The following is a 21,386-nucleotide window of genomic DNA, read 5'->3' as shown; positions in this document are numbered from 1 at the left end:
TGCCTTGGAGCGCTGGATCGACTTGCCCAGATCCCCTGGAGCGCTATTGCGGGGCCGACGCCGGTTCAGCAGGCACGGCTGGCGTAGCGCCCGCGCCACTGTCACCCGGATCGGTGTAGTTCGGCAGATCCCCGCTGGGCGCGTTGGTCGCTCCACCGGAAGCCCCATTGGGCGCCGGCGAGGACTCACCCGGATTGTTGTAATTCGGCAGCGCACCGGGCGCGCCCTTGGCCGCGCCGCCCGCTCCCGAAGCGCCATTGGGCGTCTCGCCCACATCGCCCGGATCGGAGTAATTCGGCAGGCCGCCCGCCGGCGCGCCTGCCGCTGGGGCAGCAGCCGGGCCCGTATCGCCGTGATCGTCGTAGTTCGGCAGCGGCAGAGGGTTACTGCTCGTGCCGCGCAGCCGCGCGAGGCGCTGCTGCAAAAAGGCATCACGAACGAACGAGTACTTGTCGAGCGCAGCCTGCTCCAGAAGGCTGGTCGCGCCGAGCAGATCCGAACGTGTGCTCACGAACTGCAGCACGTACAGCGGATTGCGGGTCGCGGGTTCGATATAGTTCAGCGGATTGAACTTCACATCGACGACGAGCCCCATGCTGTCGCGCACCGTGCTCGGCCCGAACAGCGGCAGCACCAGATACGGACCCGACGGAATGCCCCAATGCCCGAGCGTCAGACCGAAGTCCTGATGATGCTTGGGCAGGCCGGCCGGCGTCGCCCAGTCGAGCAGGCCGCCAATACCAAACACCGAGTTGAACGCGAAGCGCATGATGTCTTCGGTCGCATCGGTGATCTTCAGTTGCAGCAGCGCGTTTGCGGCGTTGGTGAGGTCGCCGAGGTTCGAGAAGAAATTGCTGACGGCGGTGCGCAGCGGCTGCGGCGTCACTTTCTGGTAGCCCTTCGCGACCGGCACCGCGATATAGCGATCGACTCCGTCATTGAAGTTGAAGATCACCCGGTTCACCGGCTCGAACGGATCGCCCGGCTTGCGATCCGGAGCGGTCGCGCAGCCAGAAATGAGACCCGCGGCGGTGAGCGCCAGCGCGGTGTTACGCAGCTTCATGCTTATATTCCTTTTTGCTTCCCGCGACGTTGACGCGGCTTGCCCATCAGCACCGGCTGGAAAACCACCGCTCCGATCAGCGTGCAGAACAGCGAAAGCACGAGCAGCCTCCCCATGCTGGACGTGCCCGGATGGTGCGACAGCCACAGGCTACCAAACGCGGTGGCTGTTGTGGCGGCGCTGAACAGCACCGCATGCGTGAGGCTCGACTGCAACAGGCCGGTCTGGCCGTGGCGCCACGCCATCACGAAGTAGATCTTGAACGCGACGCCGACGCCGAGCATCAGCGGCAGCGCGATGATGTTCGCGAAGTTCAGCGGCATGCCGAATACCACGCACAGTTCGAGCGTGACGATCGCGGACACCAGCAGCGGCACCAGCGTGCGCAGCACGTCGCCGACACGGCGCAGCGCGATCCACAGCAGCACGGCGATCGACAGCAGCGCATAGACGGCCGCCTGCAGGAACGCCTTGATGATCGTGTCGGCCGAATGCAGGATCGAGATCGGTCCGCCGATCGCGCCCGGCTCCGCCCTCTTCACCGCGTGCGCGAAGCGCGCGAGCATCTGGTCGTCGTTTGGATCGACGCCGGGCGGCACCTTCGGCGCGATATCGACGAGCGCATGACCGCCCTTGCCGATCCACATCGCGGTGATGCCTGGCGGCAGGGTCTGCTGGGTTATTTCGGTCGGCTGCAGAAGGTTCTCAAGCTGCTTCAACGCGATGCGCAGCGTGTCGGACATCGCGACTTCGGCTCGGTCGCGCGTGGCGGCGTCGGCGGCGGCGAGCTTTTGCAAGGTCGCGGACAGGTGCTGCGCGTCCGCCGCGCCCGGGCCCGGATGGTCCTCGGCCGCGAGCGACAACTGATTCGCCGCGCGCTTCAATGCGGCGACGCGCAACTCGTCGGTGGCTTGCGGCGCGGGCTGCTGTTGCAGCGCCGGCAGCAGCTGTTGCGCGGCGCTCGCGATCAGCATCATCTTCTGCTGCTGGTCGGCCGGCACGAAGGTGCTCAACGTGTTGACGCGGCCCACTTCCGGCAGCTTGCGCAGTCGCTCGGCCATCGCGTTGGCGTCGGCAAGCGACGGCGCCAGCGCCTGCACGTTGTTCACCGCGGCTTCGGGCGAATCCTTCAGCGACAGCAACGTTGCCATCGACTCGGTGTGCGGGTCCTTCAGATGCAGCGGATTGAAGTCGAAACGCAGGTGCGTGAGCAGCGGTGTCGCGCCGATCACGACGAGCAGCGTGCCGATCAACACCGGCTTGCGATGGCGGTCGAGGAAGTCGTCGACGGGCTCGAGCTGCTTGAAACCGGGCGAGGCGACTTCGCCCGGCGGATTGAAGAGCTTCAGCAGCGCTGGCAGCAAGGTCATGTTGGTGAAGTACGCGACGAACATGCCGACGCCCGCGATCTGGCCAAGCTCCGACACGCCGCGATAAGCGGTCGGCAGGAACGAGAAGAAGCTCAGCGCGACTGCCACGGCCGCGAGCGTGAGCGGCACGCCGATGCTGTGCGCAGTGTGCATCAGCGCGGCCGACAGCCGGTCGTCGCGGTTGCGCTCCTCGCGATACTTGACGCCGAACTGCACGCCGAAATCGACGCCGAGCCCGACGAACAGCACCATGAACGCGACCGAAATCATGTTGAGCGCGCCGACCATCAACAGGCCGAGCGCGGCCGTAATCGCGAGGCCGACGAACAGCGTGATGAACACGGCCGCGATCATGCGGCCCGAGCGCAGCGCGAGCCACAGAATGATCAGGACGACGATGAAAGTGCCGATGCCGTTCAGCACCGCACCGTCCTGCACTGACGCGAACTCCTCGTCGGCGAGTGGCTGCTCGCCGGTCAGGCGGATCGTCGCACCGTAGCGCTCCTGGAGATGCAGCGAGACCGCGGTTGCGCGAATCGCCCTCGACGCGCTCGCGCCCGGCTCCAGCGCGTCGTAGTTGACGACCGGATGCACGACGACAAACGAACGCGCCGGATCGGTGGCGGCGCTTTTATCGACGAGAGCGCGCCACGAGAACGCGGCGGGCTGGCCGGCCAGCACGCGATCGAGCGTGTTCGCGCTTTGCGCAAGCAGCCGGCTCATGTCAGGGAGTTTGACCTGGCCGAGTTGCAGCGGCAGCAGCAGGGTCGTAGTCAGCGTGCCGGCGAGACCGGTCAGGCTCGGATCATGCGCAAGTTGATTGACGAGCGGGCGCGACTGCACGAGTTGCGAGGTGGTGGACATCACCTCGTCGGTGGACAGAAACAGCAGGCCGTTGTGTTCGAAGAAGGGGCCGCCGGCGGGCTGCGAGACCGACGTGAACTCCTTCGGATCGGCTCTGAGCGCGGCGGTCAGCGCGTTGGCGGCGGCGTCGGCGAATTCGGGCGCGCGCGCCTCGACCACCACCAGCACGGTGTCGCCACGGTCGGGGAAGGCGGCGTCGAGCGCGTTCTGGACTGCCGCCCATTGCTTGTCGGTCTCGATGAGACGGCTGATGTCCGTGTTGATCTTGAAGTTATGCGCGACGTATATGCCGCTCAGGACAGCGAGCACGATCGACAGCGCGATGATCCTCAGCGGATGACGCACCGAATACGCGACGAGACGGACGATAGATGACTTCAGCATGTAGGCGGACGTGGCCTTATCACGGGTGTTGTTTTTGACGAAGGTGCATAAGTATACAGAGCCCGGGCAAGCAAGCCCGACTTCGGTAGCAAGTACGGCTCCTGACGGCTTCGTCCGGATGGGAACGTAATCCCCGCTATACTGGTGTACCTCTCTTTAGCCGCGGGGCTGCGGCCCGTCGGCGCTACTTCTTTCGAGTCATGACAAGCGTATGAAACGATATCTGACTGCTTTTGTGGCTGCGGCCGTGGTATCCACGGCGGCGTTTGCGCAGAGCGCACCCGACGCGGTGGTAAAAAGTGCAGTCCAGGGCACGGTGACTGCAATGAAGGCTGACCCGCAGGCGCGCGGCGGCGACATGGCGAAGATCACCGAGGTCGTCCAGACGCACTTCCTGCCCGCCACCGACTTTCAGCGCACCACACGTATCGCGGTAGGCAAGCCGTGGGCGACCGCGACGCCGGAGCAGCAGAAGCAACTGTACGAGCAGTTTACGCTGCTGCTCACGCGTACCTATGCCGCATCGCTGTCGCAACTGCGCGACCAGGACGTGAAGTTCCAGTTTGCGCCGGTCAGCGTGCAAGGCGGCGCGACCGACATCGTCGTGCAATCGCACGTGATCAGCAACGGCGGCGATGACTCGATCGACTACCGGCTCACCAAGGGGCCGTCGGGCTGGAAGATCTACGACATCAACATGATGGGCGCGTGGCTGATCCAGGTGTATCAGACGCAGTTCGCCGACCAGATCGCCAAAGGCGGCATCGACGGGCTGATCAAATTCCTGACCGCGCATAATGCGCGCGGCGCGTAAGCGGGTCGGTCGACAGAAGTTTCAATCGGTAAAAGAAAAGCGCGGTGGCCTTGATTGGCCACCGCGCTTTTTTTCGAGCTGCTTGCGCTAACGATCAGGCGCAATAGAGGGGCGGCGCGCGGCCGCTCTCCTGTCGAACGCCTCAGTGCGCGGCCGTCGCGGTCTCCACCTTCTTGCCCTTGCCGGCGCGCGTGATTTCTTCGAGCTTGATCTCGACGTGACGCGAGAACACGTACTCGGCGGGACGCTGCTTGTCGAGCGGAATGTCCTGCGCGAACGCGCCCGTGGTTTTCGGGCCGCGCATGCTGACCTTCAGCGCCTTCAGCGGATGCGCAACCGTGTCCATCACGGCCGTCGCTTCGAAACCGCAGTGGACCATGCAGTCCGCGCACTTCTCGTAGTTGCCGGTGCCGTACTTGTCCCAGTCCGTGGTTTCCATCAGTTCCTTGAAGGTCTTCACGTAGCCTTCGCCGACCAGATAGCACGGTTTTTGCCAGCCGAACACGGTACGCGCCGGGTTGCCCCACGGCGTGCATTCGTAGGTCCGGTTGCCCGCGAGGAAGTCGAGGAACATCGCCGACTGGCTGAACGACCAGTTCTTGCCGTTGTTGCCGCGCTTGAAGATTTCGCGGAACAGCTGCTTGGTCTTGTCGCGGTTCAGGAAGTGCTGCTGATCCGGCGCGCGCTCATACGCATAACCCGGCGATACCGTGATGCCGTCGACGCCCATCGGGCCCAACGTGTCGAAGAACTTCGCCACGCGTTCCGGCTGCGCGTCGTTGAACAGCGTGCAGTTGATGTTGACGCGGAAGCCGCGGCGCTTCGCTTCGCGGATCGCGGCCACGGCCTTCTCGTACACGCCTTCCTGCGACACCGAGTGATCGTGCGCTTCCTTGTCGCCGTCAAGGTGAACCGACCACACGAAGTACGGATTCGGCTCGTAGTCGTCCATCTTCTTTTCCATCAGCAGCGCGTTCGTGCACAGGTACACGAACTTCTTGCGCGCCATGATGCCCTTGACGATCTGCGGCATTTCCTTGTGCAGCAGCGGCTCGCCACCCGCGATCGACACGACCGGCGCACCGCATTCGTCGACGGCCTGCAGGCATTCTTCCAGCGACAGACGCTGGTTCAGAATCGGATCCGGATAGTCGATCTTGCCGCAGCCATTGCAGGCGAGATTGCAGCGAAACAGCGGCTCCAGCATCAGGGCGAGCGGATAGCGTTTGTTGCCGGAGAGATGCTGGCGCATGATGTATGCGCCGACGCGGACTTTCTGTAGCAGCGGAATAGACAAGGCGTCCTCCTTAAACTTCGCGTGCAGCGAGTGGTTGCATCAGTTTCGATGGCAACTTGAATTCGACTTTTTCTTCACGGCCCGCCATCGTCGTGACATCGACGGGCCCCAATGCGCGTAGCGCATCGATTACGTTTTCGACCATTTCTTCGGGCGCCGACGCGCCGGCCGTGATGCCGACCGTGTGCACGTTGGCGAACCATTCCGGCTTCACTTCGGAGCCGTCGGCGACGAGGTAGCTCGCCACGCCGCTCTCGCTGCCGATTTCGCGCAGCCGGTTCGAGTTCGAGCTGTTGGTCGCGCCGACCACCAGCAGTACATCGACCTCTTTGCTCAATTCGCGCACCGCCGCCTGGCGGTTCTGCGTTGCATAGCAGATGTCGCGCGTGTCGGGACCGACCATGTCGGTAAAGCGGCGCAGCAGCGCGTCGATGATGCCGCGCGTGTCGTCGACCGACAACGTGGTTTGCGTCACGTAGGCGAGCGGCGCATCGACCGGCAACTCGAGTTTCGCGACTTCTGCCTCGCTCTGCACGAGCAGCACCGTGCCGGGGATCTGGCCGATCGTGCCTTCCACTTCGGGATGGCCGGCGTGGCCGATCAGGATCAGCGTGCGGCCGGCGGCCACGTACTGACGACCCTGTACGTGCACCTTGGTCACGAGCGGGCAGGTTGCGTCGAGCACGTCGAGGCCGCGCGCTTCGGCATCACGTTCGACGGTCTGCGCAACACCATGCGCGCTGAATATCGCGACGGCACCTTGCGGCACTTCATCGAGTTCCTCGACGAAACGCGCGCCCTTCTGGCGCAGATTGTCGACCACGTGACGGTTATGGACAATCTCGTGGCGGACATACACGGGCGCGCCGTGTTGCTGTAACGCACGATCGACGATTTCGATTGCGCGGACAACGCCCGCACAAAAGCCGCGGGGCTGAGCAAGGATGACTCGCATAAGTTGGCGAACTCCGACTAACGCGGGTTTCGAAGAAGTCGTGAAACTGACTTTATCGCCGCGCTCATCTTGATTAGTTGACGTCTTGAGCCCCGGCGACCGGCCGGTACAGCAAAACCAAACGCGCATTCTAACGCTATCGGGGCCACTTTGCTTTTTGCTGCGGCCCGTGTGTTGGCCGCTTGCCGCAGCCGCCGGGCCGTGCGGACGACCGGGGCGGCGAGCGTTACAAAGATGTAAGGAGTCAGCGCGGGATTGCCTCGTAACGCGCCCGACCATGACCGCACACTGCACCGTCACGGCGGAACCCTTAAACTACCGATCCTTGCCGCGCGGACATCGCGCTGTATTACAGAATGGTTTCGAGGCTCGCTGGATGGACGTCGATCAGCACGAAAACTTTCCGATCGCGAGCGTGTTGCTGCCTAAGGCCCTACGCGCGCCTGTCGGTATTATCTATCAGGTCGTGCGCACTGCGGCCGATATCTCCGCCGAAGGCCAGTGGAGCGCCGCCGAGCGGCATGCCCGGCTGGCCGATTTCCGCGCCGGGCTCGACGCGATCGCGCAACGGCGCGCCGCGCCCGTGCATGCGCTGTTGTTCGGCAAGCTCGCTGGCGTGATCGCGCAATACGAGCTGCCGCTCGAACCGTTCTACGATCTGCTCGACGGCTGCGCGCAGGACATCGATACGAATCGCTATGCGGATCGCGCCGCGCTCGTCGACTATTGCCGCCGCTCGGCGCATCCGGTCGGGCATCTGCTGCTGCATCTGGTCGGCGCGGCGACGCCGCACAATCTTGCCGACGCCGACGCGATCTGCACGGCGTCGCAGCTGATCAGCTTCTGGCTCGACGTCGCCGCCGACTGGCAACGACAGCACGTGTACCTGCCGCAAGCCGATTTGCGCCGCTTCGGCGTGACCGAGGCGCAGATTGCCGATGGTGTCGTCGACGATGCGTGGCGCGCGCTGATGGCGTATGAAATCGCGTTCGTGCGCGCCACGCTGGTCCGCGGCGCACCGCTCGCGCTGCGCATGCCGGGGCGGCTCGGCATCGAGCTGTGCGGCGCGGTGCATGCAGGCTTTCGGTTTCTCGAGCGCATCGAGCGCGCGGATTACGATGTGTTCCGCGCGCGCCCGGTCCTCAATCTGTTCGACTGGTGCGTGGTGGCGGCGCGCACCCTGAAAATGCGACTATCCAGACGCGTCGGCATGGCGGCGCGCTCAATCGAGGGTAATGCTTAATGGCGGCGGTCCTGTTCGTTCTTTCGTGTGTTTCCCTGCTGATCTGGTGCGTGCTGCTGTTCGCGCGTGGCGGCTTCTGGCGCGCGCGCCCCGCCGCGCCGCTGGCCATCGCGGCGCGCGACGCATGGCCGGCCGTCGCGGCCGTCGTACCGGCGCGCAATGAAGTCGACGTGATCGCCGAGGCGGTCACGTCGCTGCTCGAGCAGGACTATGCAGGCGCGTTCCACGTGATCGTCGTCGACGATCACAGCACCGACGGCACCGCCGACGCCGCGCGTGCCGCAGCGCTGCGGCTGCAATGTCCGGAGCGCCTCACCGTGCTGAGCGCGAAGCCATTGCCCCCAGGCTGGTCCGGCAAGGTGTGGGCGCAGTCGCAGGGCATCGAAGCGGTGCGCACGCTCGATCTGCCGGCCGAATTCCTGTTGCTGACCGATGCCGACATCGGCCACCCCTCCGAGGCGTTGACGCAGCTCGTCGCGCGCGCGGATGCCGAAAAGCGCGACCTCGTCTCGCTGATGGTCCGGCTGCGCTGCGATTCGTTCTGGGAAAAGGCGCTGATTCCGGCCTTCGTGTTCTTCTTCGCGAAGCTGTATCCGTTCGCGTGGGTCAACAATCCACGCAACCGCACCGCGGCCGCGGCGGGCGGCTGCATGCTGGTGCGCCGCGCGGCGCTCGAGGAAGCGGGCGGCATCGAGTCGATCCGCGCCGAGCTGATCGACGATTGCAGTCTTGCCGCGCGCATCAAGCATCGTGGCACCGGCCGCCATCCGATCCGGCTCGATGTGGCGGCGAAGAGCGTGTCGCTGCGTCCCTACGATAGCTGGCGCGACATCTGGAACATGATCGCGCGCACCGCGTTCACGCAGCTGCGCTACTCGCCGCTGCTGCTCGCGGGCACGCTCGTCGGCATGGCGATCATCTATCTGTTGCCGCCGGTCGCGGCGTTGATCCTCGGGCCGCTCGGCTGGCCGGCCTGGATCGCGTGGGCGGCAATGTGCTGCGCCTATGCGCCGATGCTCGTCTACTACCGGCGCTCGCCGCTGTGGGCGCCGTTTCTGCCGCTCGTGGCGCTGTTCTATGTCGGCGCAACGTTCGCATCGGCGGTGCGCTACTGGCGTGGCAAGGGTGGGCAGTGGAAGGCGCGCGTGCAGGCGCCGGTGCAGGAGCGCTGAAGTCTGTCGATGGCCGATGCGCTCGTCGGTTGCAGAAGGCAGACGTAAAAAAAGCGGCTCCAGGCCGCTTTTGTTATGTACGCGCGTTTCATCACGCGTTCGTCAGCATCATGTACATCTGGATCACGATGTCCGGCGAGAATGTGAACGGCACCCAGCCGTGGCCGGTGTGGCGCATCACCAGCAAGCGGTCGCCGTTCGACTGCTTCTGCACGGCCATCATCGGATTCTTCGTCGAGACGAATTGCCAGCCCGGCGGGATGCCTTGCGGCTGCTCCGGCGTCATCGACGCCCGTGCGTTCGACAGTTCCTCGATCAGCCGGCTGATCTGGTCCGGGCGTAGCGCGACGGTCTGATCGCCGATCGTCATCGTGATTTCGTCGCGCGCGGGGCGGTTGATTTCGAGCGTCGGCTGGAATTGCGGGGCGGCCGGCGTATCGATCGCTTCGGCGTGCGTTTCTGCGTTTGCTTCGGTGCTCGCGGGCTGTTCCGCTGCCGCTTGCGCCGCTGCTTCGTGCGCGGCATGCTCCACCGCCGCGGGCGATGCCGCAGCGTCAGCGCTTGTCTCGGGAGTGTTCTCGGCCTGCGTGGCCACGACAGCCTGAATGAGCTGATCGACGCCCATTTCCAGCGCGCCGAGCTGTTCGTGAAGATTCATGCGAGGTTTCTCAGGTAGGACCCGCGATTTTACCTGCTGCGCGCGGGCTTGGACCCGTCGCCGGCGCGGGACTTGTAACAAAATGCTGACGGCCGCTGTTCAGCCCTTCACTTATCCCTTGATCACCGCTTCAGATACCCCGCCTGCCGGAACCATTCGAGCGCATCGGCGAGCCCCTCGCGATAAGGCCGCGCCCGATACCCCAGCTCGCGTTCCGCCTTCGCCGACGTGAAATACATCTTGTTCTTCGACATCTTCAGCCCGTCGACGGTGACGAAAGGTTCGCGCTTCGTGAACTTGGCGACCGCTTCCGCGCCCATCGCGAGCGGATACAACGGCCAGCGCGGCAGGCTCAGTGTCGGTGCCTTGCGGTCGGTCAACGCCGCGATATCGGCGAGCATCTGCTGCAACGGCAGATTTTCGCCGCCCAGAATATAGCGCTCGCCGATCTTGCCGCGTTCGAGCGCAAGGAAATGACCGGCGGCGACGTCGTCGACGTGCACGAGGTTCAGCCCCGTATCGACGAATGCGGGAATCTTGCCGAGCGCCGCCTCCAGAATGATGCGCCCCGTGGGCGTCGGTTTCACGTCGCGCGGGCCGATCGGCGTCGATGGATTGACGATCACCGCGGGCAGACCGTCCTCGGCGACCATGCGCTCGACCGCGCGCTCGGCGAGCACCTTGCTGCGCTTGTAGACGCCGATCGCCTGGTCGGCGCGAAGCGGCGAGGTTTCGTCGGCGGACTGGCCGGAGCTCGTCACCTTCAGCGTGGCGACGCTGCTCGTATACACGATGCGTTCCACACCTTCCTTCAACGCCGCGCGCATCGTCGCCTCGGTGCCTTCGAGATTCGCGCGCTCGATTTCGCCGGGGTCCGGCGCCCACAGCCGATAATCGGCGGCCACGTGCAGCAGATAGCGCACGCCGCGCAGCGCGTTGCGCATGGAAGCTTCGTCGCGCATGTCGCCGACGACGATTTCCGCGTCGAGCGATTCGACGTTCTTGCGCGGACTCGTCGCGCGCACCAGCACGCGTACGCGAAAGCCCTTGCTCTGCGCGATGCGCGCCACCGACGAGCCGACGAAGCCGGACGCGCCGGTCACGAGCACGAGATCGCGATGCTGTTCGGTCATTCTGTTTCCATTTCCTGCGTGACGGTCGACGGATTGTACGTGGCGCGCGCAAAGGATGGGCGTTGCCGAGCGCGCTCGCCGCGACGCGACTAGAATGCCGGCTTGAAAGACTGTCAGGCATTAAAAGGAGGTAGCGGCATGGCCCCGGATCTGGATGAGCGGATCGAAACGTATTACGCGCGGGTGCGCGGCACCGTGCAGGGCGTTGGCTTTCGCCTTGCGACGGTGCGCCAGGCGCACGCGCTCGGCATCAAGGGATGGGTCGCGAATCTCGACGACGGTTCGGTCGAGGCGATGTTGCAGGGAACGGCCAATCAGATCGACCGGATGTTGTCGTGGCTGCGTCATGGACCGCCGGCGGCGCGCGTGACCGAAGTGAGCGGCGAGGAGCGCGTGACGGACAGGCGTTACGAGCGCTTCGAGCAGCATTGAGCTCGAGCCGCGCGAGTTAAAAAAGCGGCGCGCCGACCAGAGGAGGGCGCGCCGCTTTTTCGTTTATGACTTTATCGGCCGTTATTTGCCGCGTGGTCAGCGCTTACCGGGCCACCAGCAAACTCTCCGCGAATCCCCACTCGTCCTCGATCCATTGATGGCTGCACACGAAGCCGGCGCCATCGGCGATCGCGGGCAATTCTTCCGCTCGATACTTGTGGCTGCTTTCGGTCCAGATCGTCTCGCCTTCCTTCAGCGACACGGTCAGCTTTGCGGCGCGCACGTGAGCGGTGATATCGCGCTTCGCGCGCAGATGCATCTCGATGCTGCGCGCGTCCGGATTGAAGCGCGCGACGTGCTCGAACTCATCGAGCGGAAAGTCGCCGTCGAGTTCGCGGTTGACGCGCGCGAGCAGGTTCAGATTGAACGACGCGGTCACGCCGATCGCGTCGTCGTAGGCTGCGACCAGCACCGGCGTCGGTTTGATCAGATCGGTGCCGAGCAGCAGCGCGTCGCCGGGCGCGAGCATGTTGCGGATCTCGCGCAGAAAACGCGTCGCCGCGAGCCTGCCGAAGTTGCCGATCGTGCTGCCGAGGAACAGCACGAGCAAGCGGTCGCCGGGCGCGCGCTGCCGGCTCACTTCGGCGAGACCGGCCAGATAGTCGCGCTCATAACCGACGATCGAAATCCGCTCGATGTCACCGAGTTCGCGCCGGCACAACTGCAACGCACTGCGCGAAATTTCAATCGGGCAGTAGGAAGTAGGGCGTTTTTTACACAGCGCCTCGAGAATGCGCCGCGTTTTACGGCCGCTGCCGCTGCCGAGTTCGGCGACCGTGACGTCATGCGGCAAATGCTCGACGATGTCGGCCGCGTGCTTCGCGAGCAGACGTTCTTCGGCGCGCGTGACGCCATATTCCGGTAATACGGTAATCACTTCAAAAAGTGCGGAACCGACCTCGTCGTACAGATACTTCGACGGCAGCTCTTTTTGCGGCGTATGGGTGAGGCCGGCGTACACGTCGGCGGCGAAGGCGCGACGCAGTTCGGAAGGCGAGTTGCTGAGCGATAGGGCTGGCTGGGTCATGCTGGCTCCAGTAGTCACATTCGATGAGCGGGATTGCTGCCGGGCGGTGGCATGCGCGATGAAACGCAGTTGAGGCATGCCGTGGGCGAGATGCGCGGGCGGTGATTCGTGGCGGCCTGACAGACTGCGCTCGAGGCTGCATTCGCCGACCCGGCTCGTGGGTGCTGCACGTTGCGTGCCGCTGTGGACGTCGTTGTCGCGAGTGGTGCGGCCACAGCGTGCAAAACTTGGGTAGCAAGATTCGCGCGCGGCGAGGACGAGCCGGAAATGGCTTCGCCGGCCGCGGCGCACAGAGTTATGTTCTAGTGCATCGACACGCGACGCGCACGACTAATTGCAGCCGACTGACGAAAAAGCGCAAGCCCGTTGGCGAATAACCCGTCTAGAATGCCCGTTTTCCTACGGTTTTGCACCGCCGCTTCAGAACAACAACGCAGCGTCTGCCGCTTTGCCCGCGTGGCCGCCTGCTCACGAGACTTCATATTCATGACGACAACGAACGCCGCGAGCCTGCGTCGCGCGCCGCAAGCCCACGCGTCACACCGATCCCCGACCGCGCAATGAATCACAACGACTTCAGGCGCGGGATCGCATTGTCGGTCGGCGCGTCGGCGATGTTCGCATTGTTGTCCGCTTACGCGACGCTGCTCAAACCGCTGTCGGGCCTCGACATCTTCGCGTGGCGCATCGTGTGGACCGTGCCCGGCGCGCTGCTGCTCGTCGCGGTGCGCAAGCGCCTGCCGATTCTGCGCGCGCTCGTTGTCCAAATGATGACGCAGCCGAAGCTCGGTGCCGCGATGGCCGTGGCTGCGGGCCTGCTCGGCGTACAGCTGTGGCTGTTTCTGTGGGCGCCGCTGCACGGGCGCATGCTCGAAGTGTCGCTCGGCTATTTCCTGCTGCCGCTCGCGATGGTGCTGGTCGGGCGCTTCCACTATCGCGAGCGGCTCGACGCGTTGCAGTGGCTCGCGGTCGCGTGCGCGGCGGTTGGCGTTGCTCACGAACTGTGGGTGACGGGTGCGTTCTCGTGGCCGACGCTCGTCGTCGCGCTCGGTTATCCGCCTTATTTCGTGGTGCGTCGTCAGATCAATCAGGATTCGCTCGCGATGTTCACCGTCGAGATGGCGTTGCTGCTGCCGGTGGCCGCCGTGTGCATTCTCAGCGGCGGCTCGCTGCAAGCGATCGCCGGCCGCGCCGAAATGTGGTGTCTGCTATTGCCGGGCCTCGGTGCGTTGAGCACGCTCGCGCTCGCTTCGTATCTGAAGGCGAGCCGACTGTTGCCGGTCGCGTTGTTCGGCATCCTCGGCTACGTCGAGCCGGTGCTGCTCGTGTTCGTGTCGATCACGCTGCTGCGCGAAACGCTGAGCGTCGCGCAACTCGCGACCTATGTGCCGATCTGGATCGCCGTCGCGCTGACCGCGCTGCACAGCGTGCGCTTCGTTCGGTTCGCGTCGAACTGAACTACGGCGCTCGCTCAGCGATGCGCGTCGGGCCTACCTCAGCCTCGATCGCATCGCGCAGCTCGGGGCGCCAGCCGACACCGAACAGCGCTTCGGCGAGCACGAATAGCGGGCCGATCAACAGGCCGATCACGTCGTCGACGAATGCCGGCTTGCGATGTTCGTAGGCCACGTGGCCGACGAACTGGAACACCCAGCCGACCACGAACAGCCCAATGCCGGTCGCGAGCCACACGAGCGTCGTTTGCGCGGCGATCCACTCGCCGAACCCGACACAGAGCGCCGAGACGCAGGCCATCAGCACGCCGAGCGGCACGTCGAGCGCGAGGTAGTAGACGGTCGCCGCCACGAACAGCAGCCACGCCGGCGACAACGTGACCGGGAACATCCCGGCGCCAAACGACGGGCGGCTCAGCAACACCGCGAGCGCGAGCACGATCATCGGAATGCCGACGAAGTGCGTGGCGATATTGCGCCGGTCGCGATGGTAGGCCGCGTATTGCGTCAGTTGCTGCGTCAGCGTTCTCATCAGGGCCGCTCCTGTGTCAAAGTCAGCATAATCGCGGGCAGCGGATTTTCAAACCATCGGGTAGCCGACAATCAGCAACGACCGTCCACGGATACCGTCCATGACAGAGCGTTTTTCATCGAAGGAGCTTGCCGGGCTGCTCGAGCGCAGCGCGTGGTTTCGCGCCGCGCCAGCCGGGCTGCGGGTGCAATTGCTCGACGCGGGGCGCGTCGAATCTCTCGCGGCAGGTCAGCGGCTTTTCACGCGCGGCGCTGCCGACGACGGCCTGTACTGCGTGCTCGACGGCCTCGTCAGAATCGGCGCGGCGAGTTCGACCGGCAAGGAAGCGTTGCTCGCGGTGATCGAGCCGGTGAACTGGTTTGGCGAGATCGCGCTGTTCGACGATCGATCGCGCACCCACGACGCCTATGCCGAACGCGATACCGCGCTGTTTCATGTGCCGCGCGCGGCGCTCGCCGCGTTGCTCGAGCGCACGCCGGCTTACTGGCATGCGTTCGGTCTGCTGCTCGCGCACAAGTTGCGTCTGGCGTTCGAGGCGATCGAGGAAGCCGCGCTATTGCCGGCCGCACCGCGTGTCGCGCGGCGCCTGTTGCTGATGGCGGGCGGCTATGGCGAACCCGGCGCATTGCGCAACGTGCTGAAGGTCCCGCAGGAAGACCTGGCGATGATGCTCGCGTTGTCGCGGCAGACGATCAATCAGGTGCTCAAGCACTTCGAGACGCAGGGCGCGTTGAAGCTGCGCTATGCGGAGATCGAAATCGTCGATGCCGACACGCTGCGTAAACAGGCTTTCGTCGAGCGCATTTAACGCGCGCTCGGGCGGCTGACGCGACGTTTCAATGGACCGATCGTCGCGGCGGGCAACGTGGTGAGCAGCATGTGCAACGTGAAGTGGAGATCTTCGCACGCGATGTCGAGTTGCACGCGGTCTTCTTCGCGCACGGTTTCCGTGTTGATTACGTAGACGCCGAGCGGCGAATGAAGCAGTGCGCGCAAGTGAGCGTGCGGCAGCGTCACGAGTAGAGCCGCGCGCGCCGACGGAAACGGAATGACGTTGCTGTGTTGAACCTGCTTGCTGGCAGGTTGCGGCGAGAGCTTGTCGAGCGATTGCGTAAGAGCCATGTGATGCGGCGTTCGTGCGACGCGATGGTGAATTGGAACAATTCGAGAGTAGTCGTCCGCGAGTAAAGACGGTGCAAAAATTCGCGCGTTTGTCGGCAAAAAGATACGACGGGAAATGACACGCGGCATAAAAAAAGGCGAGTCATAAGACTCGCCCTCCCTGAACGGCACAGTCCGGCTTCGATCAACTTCTATTTGAACAGCACCTGCATGGCCGGTCAGCGCCGAAACCGATCACGTGTTATTGCGTTTTGGTCGTGTCGGCTTGTGCGCCGTCGGCTTTCGCCGGGGCAGTGCTGGCCTCTTTCGCACTCTCCGTTTTAGTCTTCGCTGCGCTCGTTTCGACGGCAATTTTGGCCGTGGACTTGTGGGCCTTCTTCGTATGGGCGGAAGTCTTTTTCATGTGCTTTTGCGTAGCGGCTTCGGCAGGCGCTTTCATTGCGGTCGCGCCGGCTTGTACCGCGGTGCCTGCCTTCAGATTCGCCTGGCCGGTGGCTGGCAACTGCGTGGTTTGCGCGGGTTGTGCGGCAGACGGTGCGGCCGTTTGAGCAAAGGCGGTCGACACGAGCAGTGCGGAAGCAACAGCGGCGAACAGCGTCTTCATGATGTGACTCCAGGTTGAATCGGTGGATTCGTTTGTCGCGGCTGAATCATTTCAGCGCTGCCGGTTTAACGTAGGGCGGAATACAGGAGTTGACGCCGCGCTGGTGACAAAACGTAAGTAGTGCGTCAGCGCGGATACATGTTGCGACTCACAAAGCGAATCCCCGGAAAGACGCCACGCTCAATGAAGACGCGACCGCGGTCTTGCCGAGCAATTGCGCTAAAGCCTCCGGCGAGACCGCGGGGCTAAACAGGAAACCCTGGGCCACCGTGCATCCGTGACGGACCAGAAACTCGCGCTGGACGTCGAGCTCGACCCCTTCAGCGACGACGTCGAAGCTCAGCGTTTCAGCAATCGCGATGATGGCAAGCGACAGAGCTTCAAGTTCCTTGTCTCTGCCGATTTCGCAAACGAAGGCGCGATCGATCTTGATGCGGTCGACGCTAAAGCGTTTCAGATAGCTGAGGCTCGAATAACCCGTGCCGAAGTCGTCGATAGCGATGGACACACCGAGTTCGCGCAGTTCGCGAAAAGCCCGTTGCGCTTCTTCAGCGTTGCGCATCAACGTGCCCTCGGTGACTTCGAGCTCCAGCAGTTCGGCGGGCCAATGGGCATCGTCGAGTGCCGAGCGCACTACGCCCGGAAGGTCCGCCCGTTCGAGTTGAAGTGGCGAAACATTGACCGATATGCGCACGGGCGGAAGCCCCGAGCGTACCCATGCGCTCGCCTGCAGACACGCCTGCCGCAATACCCACGTGCCGATGCTCTGGATCAGACCGGTTTCTTCGGCAAGCGGGATGAAGACGGCCGGCGAGACTTCACCGAGTTCGTCGTCGTGCCACCGCAAAAGTGCCTCGGCACCGACGATGCATCCGGTTTTCATGTCGATTTGCGGCTGATACGCCAGATACAACTCATTGGCTTTCGCCGCGCGCCGCAGTCGCGTCGTGAGCCGCAACTTCTCGGCGGCCGCCCGGCTCAGCTCCGGTTCGTAGAATTGATAGCCGTTTCTCCCACGCGATTTCGCCACGTACAACGCGGCATCGGCATTTCGCGTGAGCAGTTCCGGCTGGGCGCCGTCTTGTGGAAAAGTACTGACGCCGATGCTTGCTTCGAGATAAAGCTCGTGCTCGCCGATGCGATACGGCTCGCTCATCTCGTGAATGAGCGTGTCCAGCATTTCGGTGAGTTGCTTCGCGTCGGCCCGTTCCGCGACGATGACGAATTCATCGCCCCCGTAGCGCGCGACGAAATCCGTCGCGCGCAGCAGACGCTGAAGCCTTCGCGCCACGGCCTGTAGCAGCAAATCGCCAATGCGGTGTCCGAGCGAATCGTTGACGTCCTTGAAACGATCGAGATCGAGGAACATGACGGAAACGTTCTGACCTGTCGCTGCCGCGCGGACGAGCGACTCTGAAAGATGTTCGCCGAGCAGCACCCGGTTCGGCAGATCGGTCAGGGCGTCATACCTGGCTTGATGCTCGAGTCTTGTGAGCGAACGACGAAGATGCGCTCCAATGCGCCCGTTCCCGTGAATCAGCGAAAGCAGCAACAAGGCCGAAGCGACGCCGCAGCTCAACAGCATGCGCGTAAACCACTTCCCATCCAACGAGGATTTGCTGACGACTAAAGCGACCTTGGCGTCGGCCGCGAGTCGTACGTCGACGACCCGCTCGAGAACGCTATAGAAATAGGCGTCGATTTCTTCGAGTCTGGGGTCGCCCACTGCCACACTGCCGGGATGTTCCGCGATCTTGCGCGCAAGACCAAAGCTCAGCTCGCTAAGTCTGCCGATCATGTCGTCCAGATCCGACAGCCTCGATATGCATTCCTGATTCTCGCTGCAGCTCTCGCGCGCGTCGCGCGTCAACGCGAGCAGTTCCAGCATCGGAAAGCTATAAGCGGCGCGGTTGTAAAGCGGCACCGTTGCGATCGAGGTGTAGAGCGTCGCATGCTCATCGAGCATGACTTGCTGAACCTGGTCGAGATCATGGCGCAGCCGCCCGGAAGCCTGGATCGTCCGAAGCGAACTGTCCTGCTCGCTGCTCTGGCGGATTGCGAGGAAGGTACTCGTCGCAATGACAGCGAGAATGGCAAGCACGGCTATGACAGTACCGGCTTTGCGCGTTGCTTCCTGTCCCAAGGCCCTTCCCTTTCCGTCAACCCGGCGCGGGCGAACACCGACCCGCCCGGATAGTGAATGTTTAGGTGGCTGCATGACTTGCCTTAGGGCGCTCCGGATCTGCCTGTAACGGCGCGCGATGGGTCTGCTTATCCGCCTATCGATCGGCAAATTCCACGCGGTTGCGCCCGCTTCGCTTGGCGCGGTACAGAGCCGCATCGGCGAGGCCATATGCGGTGTCGAAACAGGTTCCGACCTCGTTGATGCTGACGCCAAAGCTGGCCGTGATGCGGCGCTCGACGGGTGGAACGACCAGCGAGTCACCGATGGCTTCTCGCATGCGCTCGGCAAGAATGGCACCGCTGGCCGGTTCATGACCGGGCAGCAGGACGGTGAACTCCTCACCGCCCACTCGCCCGATGAAGCCTTGTTCCCCGACGATTCTGCGCAGACAATCGACGACCCCCGAAATGACCGCGTCGCCGGTGGGGTGGCCGTAGTCGTCGTTGATCCGCTTGAATTCGTCGATGTCGAGGATGATCATCACCGCGCTGCTGATGCGCAAGACCTTGGTGGTCCGTTCGATCACGGCACTGCGGTTCAGTACGCCCGTCAACGCGTCGTGCGATGCGCGATACGCCAACTGCTGGGCCAGCGCCTGCATCTCGCGTTCGGCCCGGTCGCTGCGGCCGATCAGGCGCCGTGTCTCGCGCATCAGGCGCTGGAAGTGCTCGATCAGTTCGCCCAACGACTGGCGATACTCCGCGGGGTCCGCATCGATGATCGAATGCATGGCCCGAGCCTTTGCCAGCGCGGTGCTCTCGTTCTGGAACAGATCGGGTGCGCCGCCCGAGGACACGTCAAGGGAAGAGGTCGAACGCACTTTACTTCCCCTGCTGCGCAATGGGACGATCGGTGAACTCGATCGCGCGGAAATCGGCTTTCAGTTCTTCGCCGAATTCGGCAATGGTCTCGTCTTCCTCGTCGCGATACCAGTTCATCGACACCCGGCTTCCCGATTCCGCCGCTTGATCGAGCGCGTCGAAGATGCTGAACAGCATTTTGGTACTCGAGCTATTGAAGTACGTCAGCGCGACGTCGATGGTGATCTCGGCCCCGGCGTTCGCGGCGAGGTATTTGCGCATCTGCTCGATGATCGGCGCGTAAAAGGCGGCTGCGTTTTCGGGGTAAGACTCTCCCCTGATCGACAACGCGTGTTGGTCGAAGCGAAAATCGACTTCGGGCGACGTCGTCGTCGCGGGGATGTGTAGGTTTTCCATTGTTCGTGTGCCTTCCTGCTCAGATGATGGCCGTGAGGCAAAACAGCGTGGTGCCCGGTTCGTCGGCACGCGGATGAAAAGCGAATTCAAGCGGCGCGCTCGCATCGCGCGCCATCGTCAGGAAGCCGAGCCCGGCGCCCTTGCTGTCTTTCGGAGCGTCGGTGCGCAATGAAACCTTGTACGCTTGCTTGATTTCTTCGAGTGACATGTTGCGCAGAGGCTCCAACCTGCTTCGCAGGTCCTCGACTTCGGCGGTCGCGATAGGATTGACGCACAACATTACGTGATGTTCGCCGTGCCTGGAGATGCACACCGCGCCCTCGCGTATCTCGCCTGCCCGTTCGCCACCGGGCTCCAGCGCGTTCGACGAGTAATGAACGATGTTCTGTGCCAGCTCGATAAAGGACGAGAAGAGTTTGCGGCGAGTAGGACCGCTGACGCCGGCGACTTCGAGCTGCAGTTTCACGACTTCGCCCATCGACGCGACGATGTTATGGGAGAAGTAGCCCTTGTGATAGAAGAGCACGTTGCGCCGCTGCGCGAGTTCGAAAAAGGCGCTGTCTTGTTCTAGTAGTGGGGACATTCTGGGAATTCACTAAATGCGGGCACAGAAAAGCGTGACGTCGTCACGGCGCGGTTGCTTGCCTTGCCACTCCGCGAGCGCGAGCCGGACGCGCTCGCAAATCGTCGCCGGAGTTTCGGCGCGGTTTTCGAGTATCAGGTCGAGCGCACGGCGCCGGCCGAAAGAAATGTTGCGCGGGCCGCCGATCTGATCGGTGAGGCCGTCGGTATAGATGAACAGCAGGCTGCCCGCCGTGACCGGAATCGAACGCAAGCTCCACGCATAGTCGGCGCGACTGTCCACATAACCGACACCCATGCGGTCGGCGTCGATCGTTTCAAACTCCGCGGCAGCGGGCGACAGGATGTGCAGAGCGATCCTCGCGCCGGCAAAATGCAGCACGCTCTGCGTGGCGTCGAACCAGAAGAGTGCGGTATCCAGACCGTCGTTGGATTGGGTTCCTTCGTCGGCACTGTTCACTTGCCCAAGCAAGCCCTTGACGTTTTGATTGACGGCCGCCAGTAGCGCGGCGGGGTCGCGCGGACCGATGTGTTCGAGCGCCTTCGACAGTGACGCCGAAGCAAGCAAGGTCATGAAGGCGCCCGGTACGCCATGTCCGGTGCAATCGGCAACAGCGCCAAACCAGCCGTTCGGAAAGGCCGCGAAATGATAGAAGTCGCCGCCGACGACGTCGCGAGGTTCCCAGACCATCGCCGCGTCGCGCAGCTTCATCGACAGGGTCTCGCTGGAAGCACGCAACATGGCGCGCTGTATCACGCTGGCGTACTCGATACTCTGCATGATCTGGCGGTTCTTCTCCGCCTGCATTTCCGCGACCGCACTGATAAGCTGCAGACCACTGCCGAGACCCGAGAAGAGTCCGTCACGTGTCACGATGAAACCATCGACCAGCGCTTTTTCTCCGGCCTCGACGGTCCTGAACGTCAGCGCTTCGATGCTCACGTCGGCGTCGACGATGAGCGGTTCCTTGTCCATGAACGCGATGCAACTCTTCTTGTCGTAAAGCTCTCGATGGAACGGCTTGCTCATTTGCGACATGAAGATATCGCGGTTGATCAGGCCGATGGGACGGTGGTCGTCGATGACAGCGAGACTCTGCATGTCGCGGCGCGCCGAGAAGATCTCCATGACCACGGAGTTGGGATCTTCAACGTCTACGGATGGAACTTCCTGGCACAAGTCTCCGGCAGTGCGCGGATTACCCTGTGCGGAAGAAC

Annotated in this window: 21 protein-coding genes; 6 read left to right on the top strand and 15 right to left on the bottom strand. The window is 63.5% G+C overall.

Annotation, left to right across the window (positions count from 1 at the left end; genetic code table 11):
- Positions 1–43: 43 nt before the first annotated feature.
- Together OKW30_RS37850 and OKW30_RS37845 are read right to left on the bottom strand one after the other, a co-directional pair.
- Entirely contained in the window at positions 44–1,063 is a 1,020-nt protein-coding gene (locus OKW30_RS37850) for an MlaA family lipoprotein (protein WP_429349154.1), read from the bottom strand.
- 2 nt (positions 1,064–1,065) lie between these two features.
- Entirely contained in the window at positions 1,066–3,681 is a 2,616-nt protein-coding gene (locus OKW30_RS37845) for an MMPL family transporter (protein ID WP_429349153.1), read from the bottom strand.
- 211 nt (positions 3,682–3,892) lie between these two features.
- Here OKW30_RS37845 and OKW30_RS37840 point away from each other — a divergent pair, with 211 nt between their 5' ends.
- Positions 3,893–4,495, top strand: coding sequence for an MlaC/ttg2D family ABC transporter substrate-binding protein (locus OKW30_RS37840; protein ID WP_184073454.1), 603 nt, complete (start codon positions 3,893–3,895; stop codon positions 4,493–4,495).
- Positions 4,496–4,637: 142 nt separating this feature from the next.
- Here the strand turns inward: OKW30_RS37840 and hpnH are convergent, their stop codons facing one another.
- Both hpnH and ispH read right to left on the bottom strand, forming a co-directional pair.
- Positions 4,638–5,792: an adenosyl-hopene transferase HpnH gene (hpnH, locus tag OKW30_RS37835; protein ID WP_184030888.1), complete on the bottom strand. Its 1,155-nt coding sequence runs from the start codon at positions 5,790–5,792 to the stop codon at positions 4,638–4,640.
- Between the two features lie 10 nt (positions 5,793–5,802).
- Positions 5,803–6,747 (bottom strand): 4-hydroxy-3-methylbut-2-enyl diphosphate reductase, encoded by a 945-nt coding sequence (gene ispH, locus OKW30_RS37830; protein WP_090808097.1) that lies wholly within the window; start codon positions 6,745–6,747, stop codon positions 5,803–5,805.
- 376 nt (positions 6,748–7,123) lie between these two features.
- Between ispH and hpnC the strand changes: the two genes are divergently transcribed.
- Both hpnC and OKW30_RS37820 read left to right on the top strand, forming a co-directional pair.
- On the top strand, positions 7,124–7,990 hold the full coding sequence (gene hpnC / locus OKW30_RS37825) for a squalene synthase HpnC (protein WP_184030884.1): 867 nt from the start codon (positions 7,124–7,126) through the stop codon (positions 7,988–7,990).
- On the top strand, positions 7,990–9,162 hold the full coding sequence (locus OKW30_RS37820; protein ID WP_429349152.1) for a glycosyltransferase: 1,173 nt from the start codon (positions 7,990–7,992) through the stop codon (positions 9,160–9,162). The genes hpnC and OKW30_RS37820 overlap by 1 nt, the downstream gene beginning before the upstream one ends.
- A 91-nt stretch (positions 9,163–9,253) precedes the next feature.
- Here OKW30_RS37820 and OKW30_RS37815 read toward each other — a convergent pair whose 3' ends face one another.
- Together OKW30_RS37815 and hpnA are read right to left on the bottom strand one after the other, a co-directional pair.
- A complete protein-coding gene (locus tag OKW30_RS37815) occupies positions 9,254–9,820 on the bottom strand; it encodes a hypothetical protein (protein WP_184030878.1) in 567 nt (188 codons plus the stop codon).
- 122 nt (positions 9,821–9,942) lie between these two features.
- Positions 9,943–10,953 carry a hopanoid-associated sugar epimerase gene (hpnA, locus tag OKW30_RS37810; RefSeq protein ID WP_184073459.1) on the bottom strand — a complete coding sequence of 337 codons (1,011 nt, stop codon included), beginning with the start codon at positions 10,951–10,953 and terminating at the stop codon, positions 9,943–9,945.
- A 138-nt stretch (positions 10,954–11,091) separates the two neighbouring features.
- On the opposite strand from hpnA, the gene OKW30_RS37805 reads away from it, so the two are divergent.
- Entirely contained in the window at positions 11,092–11,385 is a 294-nt protein-coding gene (locus tag OKW30_RS37805; RefSeq protein WP_187630214.1) for an acylphosphatase, read from the top strand.
- 103 nt (positions 11,386–11,488) lie between these two features.
- Here OKW30_RS37805 and egtD read toward each other — a convergent pair whose 3' ends face one another.
- Complete coding sequence (gene egtD / locus OKW30_RS37800; RefSeq protein ID WP_184052776.1) at positions 11,489–12,472, bottom strand: L-histidine N(alpha)-methyltransferase; 984 nt, start codon at positions 12,470–12,472, stop codon at positions 11,489–11,491.
- Positions 12,473–13,032: 560 nt separating this feature from the next.
- On the opposite strand from egtD, the gene rarD reads away from it, so the two are divergent.
- Positions 13,033–13,929 (top strand): EamA family transporter RarD, encoded by an 897-nt coding sequence (rarD, locus tag OKW30_RS37795; protein WP_187630216.1) that lies wholly within the window; start codon positions 13,033–13,035, stop codon positions 13,927–13,929.
- A gap of 1 nt (position 13,930) precedes the next feature.
- Here rarD and OKW30_RS37790 read toward each other — a convergent pair whose 3' ends face one another.
- Positions 13,931–14,458 carry a DUF962 domain-containing protein gene (locus tag OKW30_RS37790; RefSeq protein WP_090808084.1) on the bottom strand — a complete coding sequence of 176 codons (528 nt, stop codon included), beginning with the start codon at positions 14,456–14,458 and terminating at the stop codon, positions 13,931–13,933.
- Positions 14,459–14,558: 100 nt separating this feature from the next.
- On the opposite strand from OKW30_RS37790, the gene OKW30_RS37785 reads away from it, so the two are divergent.
- A complete protein-coding gene (locus OKW30_RS37785; RefSeq protein WP_429349151.1) occupies positions 14,559–15,266 on the top strand; it encodes a Crp/Fnr family transcriptional regulator in 708 nt (235 codons plus the stop codon).
- On the opposite strand, the gene OKW30_RS37780 is transcribed toward OKW30_RS37785, so the two are convergent.
- The 7 genes from OKW30_RS37780 to OKW30_RS37750 all read right to left on the bottom strand — a co-directional run bounded on the left by OKW30_RS37780 (position 15,263) and on the right by OKW30_RS37750 (position 21,297).
- Complete coding sequence (locus OKW30_RS37780) at positions 15,263–15,580, bottom strand: hypothetical protein (protein WP_184073465.1); 318 nt, start codon at positions 15,578–15,580, stop codon at positions 15,263–15,265. The two genes, OKW30_RS37785 and OKW30_RS37780, sit on opposite strands and share 4 nt — an antisense overlap.
- Positions 15,581–15,821: 241 nt before the next feature.
- Positions 15,822–16,184, bottom strand: a complete 363-nt coding sequence (locus tag OKW30_RS37775; protein ID WP_429349150.1) for a hypothetical protein — start codon at positions 16,182–16,184, stop codon at positions 15,822–15,824.
- 148 nt (positions 16,185–16,332) lie between these two features.
- Positions 16,333–18,537: a putative bifunctional diguanylate cyclase/phosphodiesterase gene (locus OKW30_RS37770; RefSeq protein ID WP_429349149.1), complete on the bottom strand. Its 2,205-nt coding sequence runs from the start codon at positions 18,535–18,537 to the stop codon at positions 16,333–16,335.
- Positions 18,464–19,189: a GGDEF domain-containing protein gene (locus OKW30_RS37765; protein WP_184073471.1), complete on the bottom strand. Its 726-nt coding sequence runs from the start codon at positions 19,187–19,189 to the stop codon at positions 18,464–18,466. The genes OKW30_RS37770 and OKW30_RS37765 overlap by 74 nt, the downstream gene beginning before the upstream one ends.
- A gap of 1 nt (position 19,190) precedes the next feature.
- Positions 19,191–19,586, bottom strand: coding sequence for a DUF1987 domain-containing protein (locus OKW30_RS37760; protein WP_090808074.1), 396 nt, complete (start codon positions 19,584–19,586; stop codon positions 19,191–19,193).
- Between the two features lie 19 nt (positions 19,587–19,605).
- Complete coding sequence (locus OKW30_RS37755) at positions 19,606–20,169, bottom strand: SiaB family protein kinase (protein ID WP_429349148.1); 564 nt, start codon at positions 20,167–20,169, stop codon at positions 19,606–19,608.
- A gap of 12 nt (positions 20,170–20,181) precedes the next feature.
- On the bottom strand, positions 20,182–21,297 hold the full coding sequence (locus OKW30_RS37750) for a SpoIIE family protein phosphatase (RefSeq protein WP_429349147.1): 1,116 nt from the start codon (positions 21,295–21,297) through the stop codon (positions 20,182–20,184).
- Between the last annotated feature and the right edge of the window lie 89 nt (positions 21,298–21,386).

The sequence above is a fragment of the Paraburkholderia sp. Clong3 genome (assembly GCF_050436485.1).
In the GTDB taxonomy this organism is placed as follows: domain Bacteria; phylum Pseudomonadota; class Gammaproteobacteria; order Burkholderiales; family Burkholderiaceae; genus Paraburkholderia; species Paraburkholderia tuberum.
The sequence above is the reverse complement of the archived record's forward strand: the minus strand, read 5'-3'. Positions and strand labels throughout refer to the sequence as shown.